The organism is Myxococcus dinghuensis, from assembly GCF_024198235.1.
GTDB lineage: Bacteria > Myxococcota > Myxococcia > Myxococcales > Myxococcaceae > Myxococcus > Myxococcus dinghuensis.
The window spans coordinates 55,979-73,255 of the sequence record NZ_JAKCFB010000006.1; the positions used below are offsets into that span (position 1 = coordinate 55,979).

A 17,277-nucleotide genomic window follows, 5' to 3' on the forward strand; every position below is an offset into this window, starting at 1 on the left:
GAGCGGGAGGGTGGGCCAGACGGAGTCCACGACGGATGACCTAGCCTTTCAGCCCCAACGTGACGGCGAGACAACCGGTGGCGCTCCGGGCCTCGGGCACCTGACCGGCGCCCACGAAGAACGTCGCCGGCGCCACATGGCGGATCCCCTCCAGCTCCAGCTCGCCCTCCAACAGCTGGACGACCTCGCGCCCCCGGGGCCGCACCTCCCAGTCCCAGCGCGTGTCCCGCGCCAGGCGGACCCAGGCCCGAGCGCCCTCCTCGGCGGAGGACACCATCTGGACTCCGGCGCCGCGCTCCACCCAGCCCCCCGTCGGCGGCTGTCCCTGCCGGGCCACCTCTTCCGACAGGCGGTGGACCTCGAGGAAGCGCTCCACCAGCCCGAGGATGTCCTCGATCTGGAAGGGCTTCACCAGGATGCCGTCGGGGATGAAGGGCCGCAGCGCCCGGGCCACCTCCTCCGGAGACGCGGCGCTGACGATGGCCACCGCCCGCTGACGCTTCCGGGCCGCCTCCACCACCGCGCGACCGCCGGACTCGCCTCCGCCGATGCGGAGGTCCGTCACCACCAGCTCGAAGGGCTCCGACCCCAGCGCCGCCAGGGCCTCCGTCACGGTGCCGACCGACCGCACCTCCGCCAGGTCGGAGATGAGCTCACCCATGCCTTCTCGGAGGCTCGCGTCATCCTCGACCAGCAGAACCTTCATCTCGGGGTCTCTCCGCCGCCCCTGCCCGGAGCAAGTCCTCCACGTTCCCGGGCGGGGGGGGCGGCGCCAACTCGACTGCCGCCCCCTTTCGGGAAGTGGCCCTCCCCGGACTCGAACCGGGACGCGGGGTCAGCCGCAGCGGATTTTGAGTCCGCCTCGTCTACCAATTTCGACAGAGGGCCGTTTGTTGATGAAGCGGCCAGACGTATACCGCGACGGCTGGACTTGTGCATCCGAAGATTGCGGTGGCGCACGCACATCGCTATGAGGGGCCCCGCATGTACAACCTTCTGATCTCGCTGGCAGTGGGTATCGTCGTCGCGCTGCTGGTGAAACTCGCGAACTTCTCCCTGTGGGCTGGCCTCGTCCCGGGGGTCATCGCCATGGTCGCCACCTTCGTCCTGCTGGCCAGGCGGGTGGCCAACCGCATCCAGGCCCTGATGACGACGGTGCAGCAGGAGCTCCAGCAGACGCAGCCCACCAGCAAGAAGGACGCCCAGGGCCGGGTGGAGCGCGCCGTCAAGACGCTCGAGAAGGGTCTGGTCTACGACAAGTGGCAGTTCATGGTCGGACCGGAGATCCACGCGCAGATCGGCATCCTCAAGTACATGGTGCAGGACTTCGACGGGGCCAAGAGCCACTTCGACAAGTCCAGCTCCCGCAACTTCATGGCCAAGGCCATGGAGGGCGCCCTGTACTACCGGAGCGAGAACATCCCCGCGATGAAGACCGCCTTCGAGGCCGCGGTGAAGAGCGGCAAGAAGGAGTCCATCGTCTGGGCCGTCTACGCGTGGTGCCTCCTGCAGCGGAAGGAGAAGGACGAGGCCCAGCGCGTGCTGGCCCGCGCCGTCGAGGAGAACCCCAAGGACGAGAAGCTCAAGACGAGCCTGTCCCAGCTCCAGAACGACAAGCGCCTGAAGATGAAGCCATACGAGCCCACGTGGTGGCAGTTCGGCCTGGAGACGCCTCCGCCGATGATGCCCCCCATGGGCGGTGGCGGCCGCCGGATGCAGTTCAACACCCGACGCTGAGCCCACGCCGCGGGGCCCGCTCCCCTGCCCCGCGCACGGGAATTCCTACCGACGCCCGCCTTCCCACGCTGGAACGAGTTCCGACCCGCTCGCCGGGCGGGACGAAGGCGGTCGGCAACCCCCTGAAATGACTCCGGCCCGCATGCCTTGTCGAGGGGCATGCAGCTTGCTCCAGGCTCCCGCGCGCGCAGCGGGGGCACGGCCCCTTCACGCGTGACAGGTGGGCTTGGCGGCCGGAGGTCTCGGGTGAAGGTTGCGGGAGGCGGGTGCTCGCAGGACCGGGAGGCGGCGGATGCGCGTGGGGCGCAAGGGCGTCGAGAGCACCGGGTGGAGCGTGGCATCCGAGACTTCTGGCCCGTCAGGTGCCTGGAGTCCCGCGAACCGGAGTGGTGCATGGAACGACGGGGGCGTACGCCGGGGCGATCCCTCCTCCTCATCATCGAGGATGACGCGAGCGTGCTCGAGAGCCTCTCGGACCTGCTCGCCTCGCGCTTCGACGTGTTGTCCGCGGGCGACGCGGGCCTGGGCGTGGAGCTGGCGCGAGAGCACCACCCGGACCTCATCCTGCTCGACAGGTTCCTGCCCAGCGGGGACGGGCTGGCGGTGCTGGAGACGCTCCAGCAGGACTCCCGCACGGAGCCGGTCCCCGTCATCTTCCTGACCGGGGACGCGGACGAGGCCACGCTCGAGCGGTGCCTGGAGATGGGCGCGGTGGACTTCATCCACAAGCCGGCGAGCGCGAGGGAGCTGATGGCACGGATCGACCGGGCGCTGCGCCAGAGCGAGCAGCAGCGGAGGTTGCAGATCCTCGCCCAGACGGACGGCCTGACGGGGCTGGCGAACTTCCGGGCGCTCACCGTGCGGCTGGAGGAGGAGTTCCGCCGGGCCCAGCGCTACCAGTACTCGCTGAGCGTGGTGGTCATCGACCTGGACCACCTCAAGGCCATCAACGACGGCATGGGCCACGACGTGGGCAACCGCGCCATCCTCGCCCTGGCCAACCAGCTCAAGGGGAACCTGCGCGAGTCGGACTTCGCCGCCCGCTTCGGCGGTGACGAGTTCATCGCGCTCCTGCCGCACCAGACGGCGCAGGAAGCGGCGGTGTTCGCCGAGCGCATCCGCGCCGGGCTGCGCACCGTGGGCGTGCAGCGCAGCGACGGCCGCCCCGCCCCCTTTGGATTGAGCGTGAGCGTCGGCATCGCCGACCACACCTTGGAGATACCCCGCGAAGACACGGACGCGTTGATGAAGGCGGCGGACGCGGCCCTCTACGAGGCCAAGCGTGAAGGGCGGGATCGGGTGGTGGTGTTCGGCAGGCCTGCATCACATCCGCCCATGCAGCGGCATTGAGCGGAAAGCGACAGCGGCTCGACAGGCGACGGCGGGGAAGCACGAGGGCGCGGATGAATCTGGGCAACAGGCTGACGAGTGGTTCCAGGGTTGCGGTCATCGGAGGCGGCATCGCGGGCGCGGGGCTGGCCGCGTCGCTGCTCTTCAACGGGCGGGCGCGCGGGCTGACGCTCGACGTCCGCCTCTATTCGGGCGGGCTCTCCGACCGGACCGCCCCCCCGGCCGTGCTGACGCCCGAGTGCCGGTCGCGTCTGGCCGCGCTGGGCTGCCGCATCCCCACCGAGTGGCGCGCGCACGAGCTGCGCGGCATCGAAATCATCGCCGAGGGTCGGCGCGAGCTGCTGTCCGCCTCCCCCGGTGGCCTGTGGGTGGTGGACGCATGGCCCCAGGGCGAAGGAGGACTGGCCCAGGTGCGCGACATCCTCGCGACGGCGGCCAGCGCCCAGGGCGCGCGCTTCCTCGAGCGCCACGTGGACCGGGTGGAGCGCCAGCCCGCGGCTCCCGACGCGCCGGCCACCGTCCGCAGCTCCGGCTCCCTGGTGGTGCGGGCCCAGGGCGGAGGCGAACGTTTCCACGCCGTGGCGCTCGCGGGTGGCGCGGGGCCCCTCATGGGGGATGCGTTCTTCCCCGGATTCCGGCCCGCGCCCACCATGCCCGCCGTCCAGGCGCGGCTCCGGCACGCCTCACCCCGGCTGGAGCTCACGCCGCTGGCCCGGCTGTGGATCGCCCCCCTTCCGAAGGTGGAGGCCTTGTTCCTCCTGCCAGGCGCGGACTCCGTCTATGCGCTGGCCTTCGGGCCCGCGGTGACGCCCGCCGACCTGTGCCAGGCCTTGATGATGGCCGCGCGTGATGGACTGGCGGAGGAAGGCTTCGAGCTGACCGCGCTGGAGACGACCCGCCTGCCGTATGGGCCCGGACGCACGTTGGTGGCCCCGGGGCAACTGGCCGTGGGGCCCGCCGCCTTCGGTCACCCGCTCCAACTGGGCTTGTCGGAGACGCTGGCCTCGTGCAGCCGGGCCGCCGTGGCGATGCTCGACGGAGGCCTGGACACCGACACGCTGGACCGCCGCTATGTGCGTGAGGGGCTGGGCGAGCTGATGGAGGACGCGGCCGCGGGCGCCCGGGCCGCTTCGTGGCTGCGGCGCGCGGGCCGGCGAGCCCCCGCGGCGTTCGTCGCGGCGAAGGCGCGGCGCGCGACGGTCGGGATCTATGGCGGAGGTGTGCTGGGGTTGAGCGCCCCCACGCCCCTGACGCTGCTGAGCACCCTGCGCTGGGCGGGGCTGCGGGAGCTGATGGGCTCGTGGCTGCGCACGACGATGGAGCCCGTCCCGCTGGCGGTGCCCGAGCTGGAGCCCGACCTCTACTACGTCGTGGACGACGACCCGGACGCCCGCGAGGCGCTCACCGCGCTCCTGGAGAGCACGGGCGCGAAGGTGGTGGCCTTCGCCGACGAGCTGGCCTTGTTCTGCGCCGTGGCGCGCCGGCCCCCCACCGCCATCCTGCTCGATGTCGTGCTGCACTGGGTGGATGGGCTGCGCCTGGCGGAGGGGCTGAAGCAGCACCCGCTGACCCGGGGAACGCGGGTGGTGGTGATGAGCGGCCTCAACCGCCCGCATGTCCGCCAGCGGGCGCTCGACGTGGGGGCGGAGGCGTTCCTGCCCAAGCCCGTGGACCCCGAGCGGCTGCTGCGCATCCTCACGGGGCGCATGTCCGCGTCGAGCGCGGCCTCCGACGCGCGCCGCACGGGCGACACGGGGTCGACGTCGGACCGCTACGCCTCCTGAAGCGAGGCGACCTCCGGAAAGGACACGGGGCACGGAGCCCATGCCGCCCCGTGCCCCGTGCGCGAGCGCCCCACCGAGGGGACCCGCTTCAGGTCCGCGCGCCCTGCTGCATGGCGCGGCGCAGGTCCAGCGAGCCGGCCATCAGGGCGATGCCGCGCATGAGGATGGCGATCCCCACGAGCGTCCCCACCAGCCACACCGCGGAGATGGGCCACTGGGCCATGACGATGATGCCCAGGAGGATGGAGATGGCCCCATAGAGGAAATCCCAACCCCATCGAGGGTAACGGTCCATCAGCGACGTGACGACGTGGAACAGGCCGCTGGCGAAGAAGTAGCCCGCGAGCAGGATGGTCATCGCGCCCAGGCCGGCGGCCGGGTACACGAGGACGAGCAGGCCCACCACCGTCGAGAGCACGCCGCTCAGCAGGTAGAGCCAGAACGGGCCGCCCGCCTTGCGCATGCGCACCGAGGAGACGATCTCCGCGATGCCCATCACCGCGAGCAACGCGCCGAAGAGGATGATGGAGACGAGGCTGGTGAGGAACGACGCGCCCAGCGCGACGATTCCGAGGAGGACGACGAGGAGCCCGAGCACGAAGGGCCCACCCCATGCCGCCGAGGTGACCCGCGACTCGTCTCGCGTCAACGACTCCCGCTTGTAACTGGTGGCCATGGCCGTTCGCTCCCGCGTGAGGAAGGTTCCAACAGCGAACATGGGCGGCTGTCCGGCCCCGGACAATGGCAGGCCCCTCCCCTGCCCCTCCCTCAGCTCGGGCTCGGCGCGTGCCCCCGGGGGAGTCCGTCGTAGGGCGGCGCCACGAAGAGGGCCCCCGGCTCCTTGCGGAACCAGGTGAGCTGGCGCTTGGCGTACCGCCGGGTCTCCTGCGCCGTGTCCGCGACGGCCTCCGCCTCCGTCATGCGTCCCTCGACCACGGCGCGGGCCTGGACGTAGCCCACGCTGCGCATGGGGGCCGCCTCGGCGTGGCCGCGCGCCAGCAGCTCCCGCGTCTCCTCCACCAGGCCGCTCGCGAACAGCGCCTCCGTGCGCGTGTTGATGCGGCGGTAGAGGTCCTCGCGCGGGGGCTCCAGCACGTAGAGCTGGAAGTCGTAGCGGTCCGGGGCGAACGCGTGGGCCTTGCGGAACTCCGACGCCGGCACGCCGGTCTGCGCGTGGATCTCCAACGCGCGCACCACGCGCACCAGGTCCTGGGGTGGGAGCTTCGCGGCCGTCTCCGGGTCCACGAGCGCCAGCCGGCGATGCACGGCCTCGCGGCCCTCCGTCATGGCCACGGCCTCCAGCTCCGCCCGCAGCGCCGGCAGCGCGCCCGGGGCCTCCACGACGCCATGCAGGAGGACCCGGAGGTACAGCCCCGTGCCGCCCACCACGAACACGGGCTTGCCGCGCCGGGTGATGTCCGCGATGGCCGCGTCGGCGCGGCGCTGGTACTCGGCCGCGGAGAACGCCTCGAGCGGGTCCACCTCCGAGATGAGGTGGTGCGGCACCGCGGCCAGCTCTCGCGCGGACGGCTTCGCGGTCCCGATGTCGAAGTGCCGGTACACCTGCTGGGAATCCGCGCTGACGATCTCCCCACCCGCCCGGAGCGCCAGCTCGATGGCGAGCGCCGTCTTGCCCGAGGCCGTCGGGCCCGCGATGACCGTGAGCCGGGGCCGCATCACCTGTCCTTCACCCACGCCACATGCCTCCGAGGACCTCACGTATCACCCGCGCCGCCGAGGCATCCCTCGCGAACACCAACCGCGAGGGCGGGACCTCCGACAGCAGCCGGCCCGCCGACGCCATCATCGCCGACCGCCCGCTCGCCGTGGCCTCCGGCAACAACGCATTGAGCAGGAGCATCCGTCCCACCTCCCCCGCGGCCTGGGGCTCCACGCGCGACGTCGCATCCCACCCCAGCGTCCCCACCGTCGTCAGCTCCGCCTCGCGCGGATACCCGATGTTCCACGGGGTCCCCGCCGCCCACCAGCGCGCGGCGCGCGGCGCCTCGTGCGGCTCGGGCCAGAGCGCCACCAGCTCGTCGGACAACAGCGCCCCGCCCGCCTCCGCCCAGAGCCCACCGAGGGTGCTCTTCCCCGCCCCGGAGTGTCCCGTGAAGAGCGCGGCGCGCGCTTCGTGCAGCACCCCCACGCCATGGACGAGCAACCCGCCTCGGCGCGCCAGGGCCTCCGCGAGCATCACCCGCAGCACCACCTCCACGGGGAACCGCCCCACCCCCGTGACGATCGCCCTCGTGCCGTCCGCGTCGAGCCGCGCCGAATAGTCCTCGCCCTCCAGACACAGGGCGCCCTCCGGCGAGCGCCAGGGGCTCGGGAGTCGTCGGGTGAGGACGGGCTCGGCGACCCGCGTCTCGGGAGCGACCAGCTCCAGTCGGGCACAGGTCGCGTCGGGGGGCGGCGTGGGGATGACGAAGCGCGAGAACGCGCCGAGGAGCCCTTCGCGGACGCGCTGGTCGGGGACGTGCAGCCGCACCGTCCAGCGGGCGATGGAGAGCCAGGGGCCCGTCGCGTCCGACGGGAGGCCCCCCGGGCCCGAGACCTCCTGGGGACCGGACGAGCCGGCTCCCAATGAACTCAGGGCGAGCACTCCGACTCACCGGGGATGTTGCACTGGGACATCGCCGCGAGCGCGACGAAGGGCTGCTCCCACAGGATGGCGGGCGCCTCGTAGCGAGGCGTCGCCACCGGGGAGGGCGCCGGCGCGGAGGCCTCCGCCAGCGGGGGCTCGGATGGGATGGATGGGGACATGGTGTTCACGGGAAGGGTACCGGGAAGGCGCAGATACGACCATCCTGCGAGCCCACGTGCAGTCGGGAGACGGTGGTGTCGATGGTGGGGGTGCCGACGAGCTGCGCCGAGCCCAGGGTGATCTGCTGGAGGTCGGCGCCGTTCAGGAAGTCGAGCACGTGGACCTTGCCGTCCGCGCCACCCGCGTAGAGGCGGACCACGCCACCCCGGTTGAGGCTGAACGTGCCCGAGGGGTTCGCGATGACCGTGCTCCACTTCCTCACAGGAGGCGTGGTCGCCGAGCCGGCGTTGTCCCAGAACTCCACCCTGCCGCTCGCCAGGCTCGCCATGAACCCACCGCCCTGGGGCCTCGAGAAGCTGGTGAACGCCGGAGGGGCGGACGACGAGGCACGCGAGGACACGGTGACGTTCCAGGCGGGCTGCATCGTCGCCAGGTCGATGGCATGGACCACGCCATCGCTGTTGCTGACCAGCACCTGGTTCGTCACCGCGTTGCGCACGAGGCTCAGCTCGATGTCCCCGAGCGAGAGCCGCCCCACCTCGGCGCCGGTGAGCGTGTTCAGGATGCGCAGCGACGACTGGGAGCCCGCATGCGTCTTCGCGCCGACGTAGAGGCGGTTGTTGGCGTAGTCGACCAGCATGCCGCCGCTGACCATGCCCAGGTCTCCGGGCCGGTAGGTGAAGACCAGGGCGCCGGTGGCGGCGTTGAGGGCGACCACGCGGTTCTGCGACGCGTTCGAGAGGCGCGTGGCGAAGAAGACCAGGTCCGTGTTGGGTCGCGCGGCCTGGTAGGCGGCGTTCGCGTAGTCGTACAACTGGCTGACCGGGAACGACTGGATGGTGCCGATGGGGGCGCCGTTGTTGTCCCAGCGCCACAGGGGCACGCCGGTCGCGGTGTTGATGGCGTAGCCGACGCCCGACTGGTCCCCGACGAGGATGTACTGCCCCGGCAGCCCGCGCAGCGGCACCACCGGGAAGCGGCTGCCGATGAGGCCGGACAGCGGCAGCGGGCGCCACCGCTCGGCGCCGTCCAGCGCGGGGTTCGTCACCTGGGTGACGTTGGCGACCACGGAGTCGTTGAACGCGCTGAAGACGCCCACGCCCAGCTCGGTGATGGGCTGCTGGCGCGCGTCGAGGCCCACCGAGTAGCACCACAGCGGCCCTCCGGCGCGGGCCCTCGGCGTCGCCACCAGCGCGGCGGAGGTGGGGCGGTTGCCGGCCGAATACCACTTCACGTCGTCCGCGTTGAACACGCGGTAGTAGTACGTCGTGCCGTTGGTGACGCTCGTGTCCTCGAAGCTCGAGACCGCGCTGTACGCGTCCGCGTAGACGACCGTCGCGTTGCCCAGCGTGGCGCCCGCGGCATACGTCCGTCCCGCCACGGGCACGGTGTTCGGCGCGGCGTTGGCGGCGCGCAACACCACCACGCCGTTGTGCATCGACGGGTTGTCCCAGTTCAGCGTGACGCTGCCCTCGCGCGCCACCGCGGTGAAACGCTCGACCTCCGGCGCGGTGCCGGAGACCACCGTCATAGGGGTCTCGATGCGGTCATCCGAGCCGCTGTTGTAGGCCGTGGCCAGGTGGACGCGGTGGCGGAACGGCGTGTTCGCGGTGACGGCGGTCACGGCGGTATACGTGACGGTGAAGGCGCGCTCCCCGCCCACGGGGATGCGGTTCGCGTCGTTGTTCGACTCCCACGTGATGCCCGCCGTGCTGTTGTTCACGCTCCAGCCCGCCACGGCGGGAATCGTGTTGGACACGGTGAAGTAGTTGGCGGCGGGCTTGATGAGACGGACCTCGCCGAGCGGCACCTGCCCCCGGTTCTGGACCGTGTAGACCACGGTCTGCGCCGTGGTCCCCGACACGAGCGCGCTCGGGTTGGCCCGGACGCGGTGCGACACGATGTGCCCCTGCGAGGTGCTCACCAGGGACGTCGTCACCGCGCTCCCGTTGAGGGTGGCGTCGGCCTGGGCGTCGAAGATGTAGTCGGAGAACTCGGCGCCCGTGAGCTGATAGGTCCAGATGAAGTGCGCGGAGGTGCCCGGGGACAGGCGCGCGGCGCTCGCGGGCGTCGGCCCGGAGACGAGCGTCGCCCCCGACGTCCCCCGGAGCACCGGCGCGCGCGGCGTCACGTTCAGGTACGTGTTCGTCGTGGACGGGTTGGTGATGGTCATGCGCACCCTCACCGTCTCGCCGGCGAAGGCGTCCAGCGCGTCCACGTCCAGCGCGGCCGGCAGCGCCCCCACGTTGACCATGGGCGTCGCGGCCACCTGGGAGGCGATGGTGTTGCCGGAGTTGCGTCCCCGGACGTACGCCACCAGCTCACCACCGCTCAGCGTCGTCACGCGGGCGCTGAGGATGCCCGCGCCGCGCGCGGGGAGGCTCACCGTGAAGTTCGCCGGCTGGAGCTCGACGATCTCGAACGACACCAGCCCCACGTTCGAGGTGGGGCCCTCCCCCGTGATGTTCTGGATCGTGGTGTTCGAACTCGAGCGGTTCTCCAGGATGATGCGCGCGGTGATGTCGTCCTCGATCGGCAGCACGCGGGGCAGCGCGGTGACCTGGGCATAGAGGGTCGAGCGCACCCACTGGGACGCGGCGTTGGTCAGGTTGCTCGCGGTGAAGTTCCCGCCCAGGCAGGTGTCCCGGCCGACCGTCCCGGCCGCGAACCGCTGGGCGGTCTGGTCCGCCGTGTTCTGGCTCGCGATCGTCCGGAGGGTGAACCGGACCGTCTCGTTCATCCGGAGCCCATAATTGCCCGACCCGCATGTGACGCCTGCTCGCGCGAAGGCGATGGTGCGGGAGGGGGCGTCGAAGTAGCTCACCATCCAGCCCGTGGGCGTCGGGCTCTCCAGCAACGCGTGGGTGTTCGGCAGGACGATGTAGATCTCGTTGAGGAGCTGGGTGTTGTTGTTCGACGTGTTGCGCACGTCGAAGGTCAGCTCGGAGACTTCATCCATGACGACGCGCGCGGTCGTCTCGCCCGGGTTTCGGACCTGGGTGAGGGTGATCGATCGCTGGGCGAAGGCCACGGAAGGCAGGACGAGACATACCAGCAGGGTCGCGAGGCGCGGAGTCGAGGAGGTCTTCACGAGGGCCCTCACGTCATTGTTCCAGGGTGAAGGAGGCCGTGGTCAGCGGCGCCCCGTCGAAGAAGAAGCGGACCTGCCAGGTGCCGCTCATCGCGGACGTCGCCACGGTCGTCCCCGCCACCGGCAGGGAGAAGCGCACCGTCTTCGCGACGTCCGGGGCCACCGCCTGGATGACCGCCGAGCGCCGCTCGTACGGGTGTCCCGCGGGCGAGATGAACTCCACCTCCACCGTGCCCTTGTCGTGCACGCCCCGCACCGTCAGGTCCACGTCCACCTGCTCGACGTCGGACACGCCGGAGCCCGTCCCCTGGGCCGCCACCTCCGCGGAGCCGGACAGCGGGACCACCGCCGGAGGCTCGCCCTCCACGGGGATCTCCGCCGCAGGGGGCTGGGCCGACTCGGACTCGTCCACCGGGTCCGTGGGCGCCACGGGGCCGACCGGCGTCTCCACCGGCGTGTCCGTCCATCCGCCCGGGCGAGGCGCGACACCTTGCTCCGTGCATGCGCCCAGCAGCAGCACCGCCGCGAAGCCCGAAATGCGTGCTCGCATCACCGTACCTCCTGAAGCTCGTCGATGAGGCCCAGCCGGGCCAGATCCGACAGGAATCGAAGCGTGTCCGAGAGGACCTGCTTCACGTCCATGGAGAACTCGCGGGCCACCACCTCGGCCACCGCGCGCGCCGTCCGCGTCCCGTCGCTGAGTTCCCAGATTCTCACCGCGGTCGCGTTGAGGCCGCGCAACGTCCGCCCCTCCGCGTCCAGCAGCAGGTAGTCCGCGCCGAAGCGCTGTCCATCCGCCCCGGCCCGCCGCCGGGGATGGCTCTCCGGCTCGAAGACGCCGCTCACGGCCGCGCCCCCTTCCCCAGCCAGCGCGCCACCCGGCGCTTCACCAGCGCCCGGACGCGCCCCAGCCGCGACGGGCCCCAATCCCACCCCTCCAGCTCCACCCCCGCGCGGCGCACCCGGCGCACGCGCCCGAGCACGTGTGACAGGGGCAAGGGAGGATCCACCCGCGCGGCGTTGTCACCCCGCAGGGACAACATGCCCTGCCCCGTGGCCCGGACCCGGTGGAGCACGAGCGCCTCGGCGAAGCGCGCCAGCACCACCTCGCCTGGACGGGGCGCTGCTTCCAGCGGCTCCACGCCCGCGAGGTCTCCCGCGCGCAACGAGGGCCACATGCTGTCTCCCTGGACGGGAATCCAGCGCAGCCCCGAAGGCATGGCGGACGTGGACGACTCGCGCGACATGGCACGAAACAATACCGCAGCCATGAACGTCACGCGAATGAGTCCCGGTGGAATCCCCTAGAATTTCCCGGAGGTTACAAGGCTCCTCCGGTTTCTAACGGTTCACTGGGACTCCGGGACTCACGCGTTCGGTCCCAGGCTCCGCCCGCTCCTCAGCCCTGCGAGCTGGCGCCGGAGGCGGACTCGGCCTTCCGGGTCCGGACGGTGGCGATCAGCGCGGCCGGCTCGAGCGACGTCTCCCACTGTTGTCCATTGGACATCTGCTTGAGCTTGGCCTGCCCGCTGGTGCGCTCCAGCTCGCCCAGCACCAGGGTGAAGTGGGCGCCGCTCTTGTCGGCGCGCTTCATCTGGCTCTTGAGGCTGCCGCCGCGGGTATCGAAGTCGACCCGGAGGCCCTGGTGACGCAGCCGCCCCGCCAGGGCGAAGGCCGCGTCGTGCGAGCCGGGGTCCGCCGCCGCGATGAAGAGGTCCGGCACCTGGGCGAAGGACTTCCCGCTCTCCTTCAGCAGGAGCACGAGCCGGTCCAACCCGCAGGCGAACCCAACCGCGGGGGTGTCCGGGCCGCCCAGGCTCTTCACCAGCTTGTCGTAGCGCCCGCCGGCGCTCACCGTGCTGGCGGTGCTCAGCGCCGGGTGCGAGGCGACGAACTCGAAGACGGTGCGCGTGTAGTAGTCCAGGCCGCGCACCATGCGCGGGTTGACCACGAAGCGGATCTCCAGCGCGGTCAGCTTGCGCTGCACGTCGTCGAAGTGCGCCTTGCAGGGCTCGCAGAGGAAGTCGAGCACGCTGGGGCCCTGGGCCGCCACCGCCTGGCACTTCGGGTTCTTGCAGTCGAGCACGCGCAGGGGGTTCGTCTCGAGGCGCCGGTGACAGTCCTCGCACAGCTCCGGCTTGTGTGCCTGGAGGTACTCGACCAGCTTCGCGTGGTACTGGGGACGGCACACCTCGTCGCCGAGCGAGTTGAGGTTGAGCGTGATGTCCTGGAGGCCCAGCGCCTGGAGGAAGCGCGCCACCATGTCCATCACCTCGACGTCCTGGGCCGCGTCCTTGGAGCCGTACGCCTCCGCGCCGATCTGCGAGAACTGCCGGTAGCGGCCCGTCTGCATCCGCTCGTAGCGGAACATGGGCCCCATGTAGAACCACCGCGTCAGCGGCTCCTGGGTGGCGACGGAGTGCTCGATGTACGCCCGCGCCGCGGGGGCCGTGCCCTCCGGGCGCATGGACAGGCTGCGGCCCGCCTTGTCGTCGAAGGTGTACATCTCCTTGCCGACGATGTCCGTCTCCTCGCCCACGCTGCGCACGAACAGCGCGGTGTCCTCCACCATGGGCGTGCGGAGCTCCCCGTAGCCGTAGCGGCCGAACAGCTCACGGGCCAGGCCCTCGACGTGCTGCCAGAGCTCGATCTCCCCGGGGAGGAGATCCCTCATGCCCTTGACGCTGACGATCTTCTGGCTCACCGCACGACTCCGATCCGCTGTCCCAGGCGGAGCACCGCCTCCTCCTGGAGGCTGGCGTCCCACGTGACGCGCCCGGGCTCGAACAGCAGGATGATGGTGGAGCCCATCTCGAAGCGGCCCAGCTCGCCGCCCTTCTCCACCTTGTAGCCGTCCTGGTAGCGGTGCACCTTGCCGGGCTGGCCCGTGTGCGTGGTGATGTCGTCGTACGACGCCTTGATGCGCGACACACACGTGGCGCCCACCTTCACCACCGCGCACTTGCCGGCCGCCGTGTCCAGGTACGTCACCAGCCGCTCGTTGACGCAGAACAGGGACTGCTTGTTCTTCACCGACGCGGGGTTCACCGGCCAGAACTCGCCGGGGATGTACGCGTAGCCGGTGATGGTGCCCCCCAGCGGGGCGTGGATGCGGTGGTAGTCGCGCGGCGACAGGTACACCGTCGTCCAGGCGCCGCCGTGGAAGGGCTTCGCGGCCTCCGCGTCGCCCAGCAGCTCGTCCACCGTGTACTCGATGCCCTTGGCCTGCAGGCACCGCCCGTTGTCCGAGTAGCCCACCTGGGACACGCGGCCGTCCACCGGGGACACCACCGCCTTCTCGTCCGGGTCGATGGGCCGCAGGCCGTCCTTGAGCCCGCGCGTGAAGAACTGCGCGAACGTCGGGTAGAACTCGATGGGGTGCTCGGCCTCCGCCAGGTCCACGTCGTACGCCTTGGCGAACGCACGCATGGCCGCCTGGTGGAGGGGCGCGGGGATGGGGACGCGGGTGGCCATGCCCACCGCCGACGACAGGGCGGACTTGGGCAACACGCGCATCAACTTCATGAAGGTCTGGTCGTTCATGGGGCGATTCCTACTAACGGCCGGCGTCCGGAGCCGTGCCTCCATCGAGGGTCCGGGGCACCGTGCGCACGGAGCTCTTCGGTAACACCATCAGCACCCGTCCCTCTTCGATGAGCAGCACCGAATCGACGTGGGTCGGGTACTCCAGGGTGCAGGACGTGCGCGGGTTCAGCTCCCAGGTCTCGCGCAGGCCACGCCCCTCCACGTTGATGGGGGCGCCCCGCTGGAAGCAGCCCCGGAAGCCCGCCACGAGCTCGCTCGCCGGCGTGCCCATCTGGGGGCCGGGAATCGGACCAGCGTCGGGCGCTCCCGCGTCCGCGGGCGCCACCTCGACGGGGGGCGGAGGCAGCGCGACCGGCAGCGCGCTGGGGCTGGAGGCCGTGGGCGGCACCTCGCGGGCGCTGGCGACGGCCTTGTGGCGCGCGTCGACCTCGCCCTGCATCCGCGCCCGCTCACGGGCGATGCGCTGGAGCAGCTCCTGGGCCGCCGGGGCGTCCAGGCTGGCCTGGGGGACGCGCTGGAGCTGGGCCTCGATCTCCCCCATCTGCGGGTCGAGGTACGCCTCGTCCAGCTTCTGCGCGTACAGGGTGCGGAACTGGCGGGAGGCCTGCTCGTACTCGGCGGAGGGCGGGGGCGGCTCCCTGCGGCACGCGGAGAGTGCCAACACGAGGGAGCCGAGAAGGGCCGCGAAGGGCCGGAGGGACGCTCGAAGGACCTGGGGGCTCACAAGCTGGGTTTATTTCATTTCCCCGGCCCTGTGCCCACTTTTCGAGCGCGCCGCGTCAGACGCCCAGGAACAGGCGCTTGCCGAAGTTGAGCGCCAGGTCCGCGTCGAAGATCTTCTGCGCGGACGTCTCGATGTCGTACTCCACGCGCAGGTACTCCACCGTGCGCGCGTCCGTGTCGCAGATGACGAAGCACGCCCGGTTGTCGTAGTCCCGGGGCTGGCCCACGCTGCCCACGGAGATGATGTACTTGTAGCCCCGGCGGATGCCGAACTTCTGGGCCACCACGTCGTTCACCTCGCCATTGCCGATGGCGAACGCCCGGCACAGGTGGCTGTGCCCGATGAACGTCACCTCCGGCAGCTCCTCCACGTAGGGCGTCAGCTCCCGGGCCTGCTCCAGCGCGAAGATGTACTCGTAGGCCTTCGGGTCGATGGGCGAGCCGTGGCAGAAGCCCACGTCGCCGATGCGGTACGTGTACGGGAGGCTGCGCAGCCACGCCATGTTCTCGTCCGTGAGGACGTTGGCGGACCAGTCCAGCGCGTGCCGGGCGGCGTCGTAGTAGTACGAGTAGTCCATCCGCCCCGCCACCGCCGCGTCGTGGTTGCCCAGCAGCGTCACCTCCGTCACCGAACGCACCAGCTCGCAGCATGGGTTCGGGGAGGCGCCGTATCCGACGATGTCCCCCAGGGACACGATGCGATCGACCTTCTGGTGCTCGCAGACCCGCAGCACCTCCGTGAGCGCCTCGATGTTGGAGTGGATGTCGGAAATGACCGCGATACGCATGGGGGCCTCGGTCGACCTGGGACTTCCGGCGTTCAGCCGGCCCAGGACGCCTTCACGGGGTTCTGCTGCTGCGAAATAATCCGCCGGAGACGTCCCAGGGTTTCCGCGTCGATATTTTCAAAGCGAAGGCCCATCCCCGGGGGATTGGCGCGATCCTCGTCCTCCCGGAGCCATACGACGGTGGCGGAGGCCTGCACCTCGGGGTCCTCCGCCGGCCCCAGCCGGACCAGCGCCCGCGCGCCGGGGGACAGGGGCGTGCTCGTGCGGAGGAACAGCCCTCCCTCGCTCAAGTTGGTGATGCGGGCATACAGGGTGACGTTGTCTCCCTCGCACCAACACCGCAACTGCGTGGGAACCCGCGTGGACTTTCGGTTATCGCTCAACCCTCTTCCTTCCCCGGGCACCAAGGGGCGAAGCGTAGAGACGCCCTGAACACACCGTCAAGTTCACGGGTCCCCAGGACCCCACCTGCCTGCTCGGCGATCAGCGCTCCAGCGGCCCCAGGTCGTCGAAGTGCGTGAGCTTCCGGAATTCCGCGAAGCGCGCGTGGATCTCCGGCCGGGTCACCTCGCGCAGGCGCTCGAGGCTGAACTTCTCCACGGTGAAGGAGGCCATGACGCTGCCCATGACCATGGCGCGGCGGAGCACCTGGCCGTCCACGCCGGGCGAGGTGGCGAGCGCGCCCATGAAGCCGCCGGCGAAGGTGTCTCCCGCGCCGGTGGGGTCGAAGACCTCCGCCAGGGGGAAGGCCGGGCAGGCGAAGATGTGGTCCTTCTCGAAGAGGAGCGCGCCGTACTCACCGCGCTTGATGACCACGCGCTCGGGCCCCATGGAGAGGATGGCGCGCGCGGCCTTCACGACGTTGTGCTCGCCGGCGAGCTGGCGCGCCTCCGCGTCGTTGACGAAGAGCAGGTTGACGCGGCGGAGCGTCTTGAGCAGCGCGTCCCGGCAGCCCTGGATCCAGTAGTTCATCGTGTCGGCGGCGACCAGGCGGGGGTTGCGCACCTGATCCACGACGCGGGACTGGAGCTCCGGGTGGATGTTGCCCAGGAAGACGTAGGGCGAGTCGCAATAGCCGGCCGGCAGCACCGGGGAGAAGGACTGGAAGACGTTGAGCTGGGTGTCGAGCGTCTTCGCCTCGTTCAGCTCGTAGCCGTAGCGGCCCTTCCAGCGGAACGTGCGGCCGGGCTCGCGGGTGAGCCCCTCCAGGTCGATGCCCCGGCCCCGCAGGAAGGTGACGTGGGCCTCGGGGAAGTCCTCCCCCACCACCGCCACCACCCGCACGGGGCTGAAGAACGACGCCGACGTCGAGAAGTACGTGGCGGAACCGCCGAGGACGTCCTCCTTCTGACCGAAGGGGGTTTCGACCGAGTCCAGAGCGACGGAGCCGACGACGAGGAGGGACATGCGAGCTTCCTGGGAATGCCGTGAGGCACGGCGCTCATCCAGGAACCCCGTGCCGGTGCCGGTTACGCGGTTTCCCGGCGCGCG

General features: G+C 70.9%; 18 protein-coding genes and 1 tRNA gene. 3 read left to right on the top strand and 16 right to left on the bottom strand.

What is annotated here, in order from left to right; all coding sequences use genetic code 11:
- Window positions 1–40 precede the first annotated feature (40 nt).
- Window positions 41–706 carry a response regulator gene (locus LZ198_RS10830; RefSeq protein WP_253971839.1) on the bottom strand — a complete coding sequence of 222 codons (666 nt, stop codon included), beginning with the start codon at window positions 704–706 and terminating at the stop codon, window positions 41–43.
- Window positions 707–802: 96 nt separating this feature from the next.
- Window positions 803–888 (bottom strand) — tRNA-Leu (locus tag LZ198_RS10835).
- Window positions 889–984: 96 nt separating this feature from the next.
- On the opposite strand from LZ198_RS10835, the gene LZ198_RS10840 reads away from it, so the two are divergent.
- From LZ198_RS10840 to LZ198_RS10850, 3 genes are all read left to right on the top strand, one after another.
- The gene (locus LZ198_RS10840; RefSeq protein ID WP_253971840.1) at window positions 985–1,737 is read left to right on the top strand and encodes a tetratricopeptide repeat protein; all 753 of its coding nucleotides are present in this window, start codon (window positions 985–987) and stop codon (window positions 1,735–1,737) included.
- A gap of 393 nt (window positions 1,738–2,130) precedes the next feature.
- The gene (locus LZ198_RS10845) at window positions 2,131–3,087 is read left to right on the top strand and encodes a GGDEF domain-containing response regulator (protein WP_256559447.1); all 957 of its coding nucleotides are present in this window, start codon (window positions 2,131–2,133) and stop codon (window positions 3,085–3,087) included.
- 53 nt (window positions 3,088–3,140) lie between these two features.
- The gene (locus tag LZ198_RS10850; protein ID WP_253971842.1) at window positions 3,141–4,871 is read left to right on the top strand and encodes a response regulator; all 1,731 of its coding nucleotides are present in this window, start codon (window positions 3,141–3,143) and stop codon (window positions 4,869–4,871) included.
- Window positions 4,872–4,959: 88 nt separating this feature from the next.
- On the opposite strand, the gene LZ198_RS10855 is transcribed toward LZ198_RS10850, so the two are convergent.
- The 14 genes from LZ198_RS10855 to LZ198_RS10920 form a co-directional block, all read right to left on the bottom strand.
- Window positions 4,960–5,547, bottom strand: a complete 588-nt coding sequence (locus LZ198_RS10855; RefSeq protein WP_253971843.1) for an HdeD family acid-resistance protein — start codon at window positions 5,545–5,547, stop codon at window positions 4,960–4,962.
- A gap of 92 nt (window positions 5,548–5,639) precedes the next feature.
- Window positions 5,640–6,566, bottom strand: a complete 927-nt coding sequence (gene miaA, locus LZ198_RS10860; RefSeq protein WP_253971844.1) for a tRNA (adenosine(37)-N6)-dimethylallyltransferase MiaA — start codon at window positions 6,564–6,566, stop codon at window positions 5,640–5,642.
- Window positions 6,559–7,476 (bottom strand): hypothetical protein, encoded by a 918-nt coding sequence (locus LZ198_RS10865; protein ID WP_253971845.1) that lies wholly within the window; start codon window positions 7,474–7,476, stop codon window positions 6,559–6,561. Before LZ198_RS10865 ends, miaA begins: the two co-directional genes overlap by 8 nt.
- A complete protein-coding gene (locus tag LZ198_RS10870; RefSeq protein WP_253971846.1) occupies window positions 7,464–7,637 on the bottom strand; it encodes a hypothetical protein in 174 nt (57 codons plus the stop codon). Before LZ198_RS10870 ends, LZ198_RS10865 begins: the two co-directional genes overlap by 13 nt.
- A gap of 5 nt (window positions 7,638–7,642) precedes the next feature.
- Window positions 7,643–10,729 carry an outer membrane protein assembly factor BamB family protein gene (locus tag LZ198_RS10875; protein WP_253971847.1) on the bottom strand — a complete coding sequence of 1,029 codons (3,087 nt, stop codon included), beginning with the start codon at window positions 10,727–10,729 and terminating at the stop codon, window positions 7,643–7,645.
- A 13-nt stretch (window positions 10,730–10,742) separates the two neighbouring features.
- On the bottom strand, window positions 10,743–11,279 hold the full coding sequence (locus tag LZ198_RS10880) for a hypothetical protein (protein ID WP_253971848.1): 537 nt from the start codon (window positions 11,277–11,279) through the stop codon (window positions 10,743–10,745).
- Entirely contained in the window at window positions 11,279–11,575 is a 297-nt protein-coding gene (locus tag LZ198_RS10885; RefSeq protein ID WP_253971849.1) for a PqqD family protein, read from the bottom strand. Before LZ198_RS10885 ends, LZ198_RS10880 begins: the two co-directional genes overlap by 1 nt.
- Window positions 11,572–11,976, bottom strand: a complete 405-nt coding sequence (locus LZ198_RS10890) for a S24/S26 family peptidase (protein WP_253971850.1) — start codon at window positions 11,974–11,976, stop codon at window positions 11,572–11,574. Before LZ198_RS10890 ends, LZ198_RS10885 begins: the two co-directional genes overlap by 4 nt.
- Before the next feature lie 152 nt (window positions 11,977–12,128).
- Entirely contained in the window at window positions 12,129–13,403 is a 1,275-nt protein-coding gene (gene hisS / locus LZ198_RS10895) for a histidine--tRNA ligase (RefSeq protein WP_256559471.1), read from the bottom strand.
- A gap of 26 nt (window positions 13,404–13,429) precedes the next feature.
- On the bottom strand, window positions 13,430–14,272 hold the full coding sequence (gene asd, locus LZ198_RS10900; protein WP_253971852.1) for an archaetidylserine decarboxylase: 843 nt from the start codon (window positions 14,270–14,272) through the stop codon (window positions 13,430–13,432).
- Between the two features lie 13 nt (window positions 14,273–14,285).
- Window positions 14,286–14,939, bottom strand: a complete 654-nt coding sequence (locus tag LZ198_RS10905; RefSeq protein WP_253971853.1) for a hypothetical protein — start codon at window positions 14,937–14,939, stop codon at window positions 14,286–14,288.
- A 115-nt stretch (window positions 14,940–15,054) separates the two neighbouring features.
- Complete coding sequence (locus LZ198_RS10910) at window positions 15,055–15,786, bottom strand: metallophosphoesterase family protein (protein WP_253971854.1); 732 nt, start codon at window positions 15,784–15,786, stop codon at window positions 15,055–15,057.
- A 32-nt stretch (window positions 15,787–15,818) separates the two neighbouring features.
- Window positions 15,819–16,169: a TIGR02266 family protein gene (locus tag LZ198_RS10915; RefSeq protein ID WP_253971855.1), complete on the bottom strand. Its 351-nt coding sequence runs from the start codon at window positions 16,167–16,169 to the stop codon at window positions 15,819–15,821.
- 100 nt (window positions 16,170–16,269) lie between these two features.
- Entirely contained in the window at window positions 16,270–17,193 is a 924-nt protein-coding gene (locus LZ198_RS10920; RefSeq protein WP_253971856.1) for a PfkB family carbohydrate kinase, read from the bottom strand.
- Between the last annotated feature and the right edge of the window lie 84 nt (window positions 17,194–17,277).

What these genes read in the sequence shown, in the direction of transcription:
- LZ198_RS10870 (WP_253971846.1), bottom strand. Translation starts at nt 7,637, where the DNA reads ATGTCCCCATCCATCCCATCCGAGCCCCCGCTGGCGGAGGCCTCCGCG.
- LZ198_RS10845 (WP_256559447.1), top strand. Translation starts at nt 2,131, where the DNA reads ATGGAACGACGGGGGCGTACGCCGGGGCGATCCCTCCTCCTCATCATC.
- LZ198_RS10840 (WP_253971840.1), top strand. Translation starts at nt 985, where the DNA reads ATGTACAACCTTCTGATCTCGCTGGCAGTGGGTATCGTCGTCGCGCTG.
- LZ198_RS10850 (WP_253971842.1), top strand. Translation starts at nt 3,141, where the DNA reads ATGAATCTGGGCAACAGGCTGACGAGTGGTTCCAGGGTTGCGGTCATC.
- LZ198_RS10880 (WP_253971848.1), bottom strand. Translation starts at nt 11,279, where the DNA reads ATGCGAGCACGCATTTCGGGCTTCGCGGCGGTGCTGCTGCTGGGCGCA.
- LZ198_RS10855 (WP_253971843.1), bottom strand. Translation starts at nt 5,547, where the DNA reads ATGGCCACCAGTTACAAGCGGGAGTCGTTGACGCGAGACGAGTCGCGG.
- asd (WP_253971852.1), bottom strand. Translation starts at nt 14,272, where the DNA reads ATGAACGACCAGACCTTCATGAAGTTGATGCGCGTGTTGCCCAAGTCC.
- LZ198_RS10920 (WP_253971856.1), bottom strand. Translation starts at nt 17,193, where the DNA reads ATGTCCCTCCTCGTCGTCGGCTCCGTCGCTCTGGACTCGGTCGAAACC.
- LZ198_RS10910 (WP_253971854.1), bottom strand. Translation starts at nt 15,786, where the DNA reads ATGCGTATCGCGGTCATTTCCGACATCCACTCCAACATCGAGGCGCTC.
- hisS (WP_256559471.1), bottom strand. Translation starts at nt 13,403, where the DNA reads ATGAGGGATCTCCTCCCCGGGGAGATCGAGCTCTGGCAGCACGTCGAG.
- LZ198_RS10830 (WP_253971839.1), bottom strand. Translation starts at nt 706, where the DNA reads ATGAAGGTTCTGCTGGTCGAGGATGACGCGAGCCTCCGAGAAGGCATG.
- LZ198_RS10890 (WP_253971850.1), bottom strand. Translation starts at nt 11,976, where the DNA reads ATGTCGCGCGAGTCGTCCACGTCCGCCATGCCTTCGGGGCTGCGCTGG.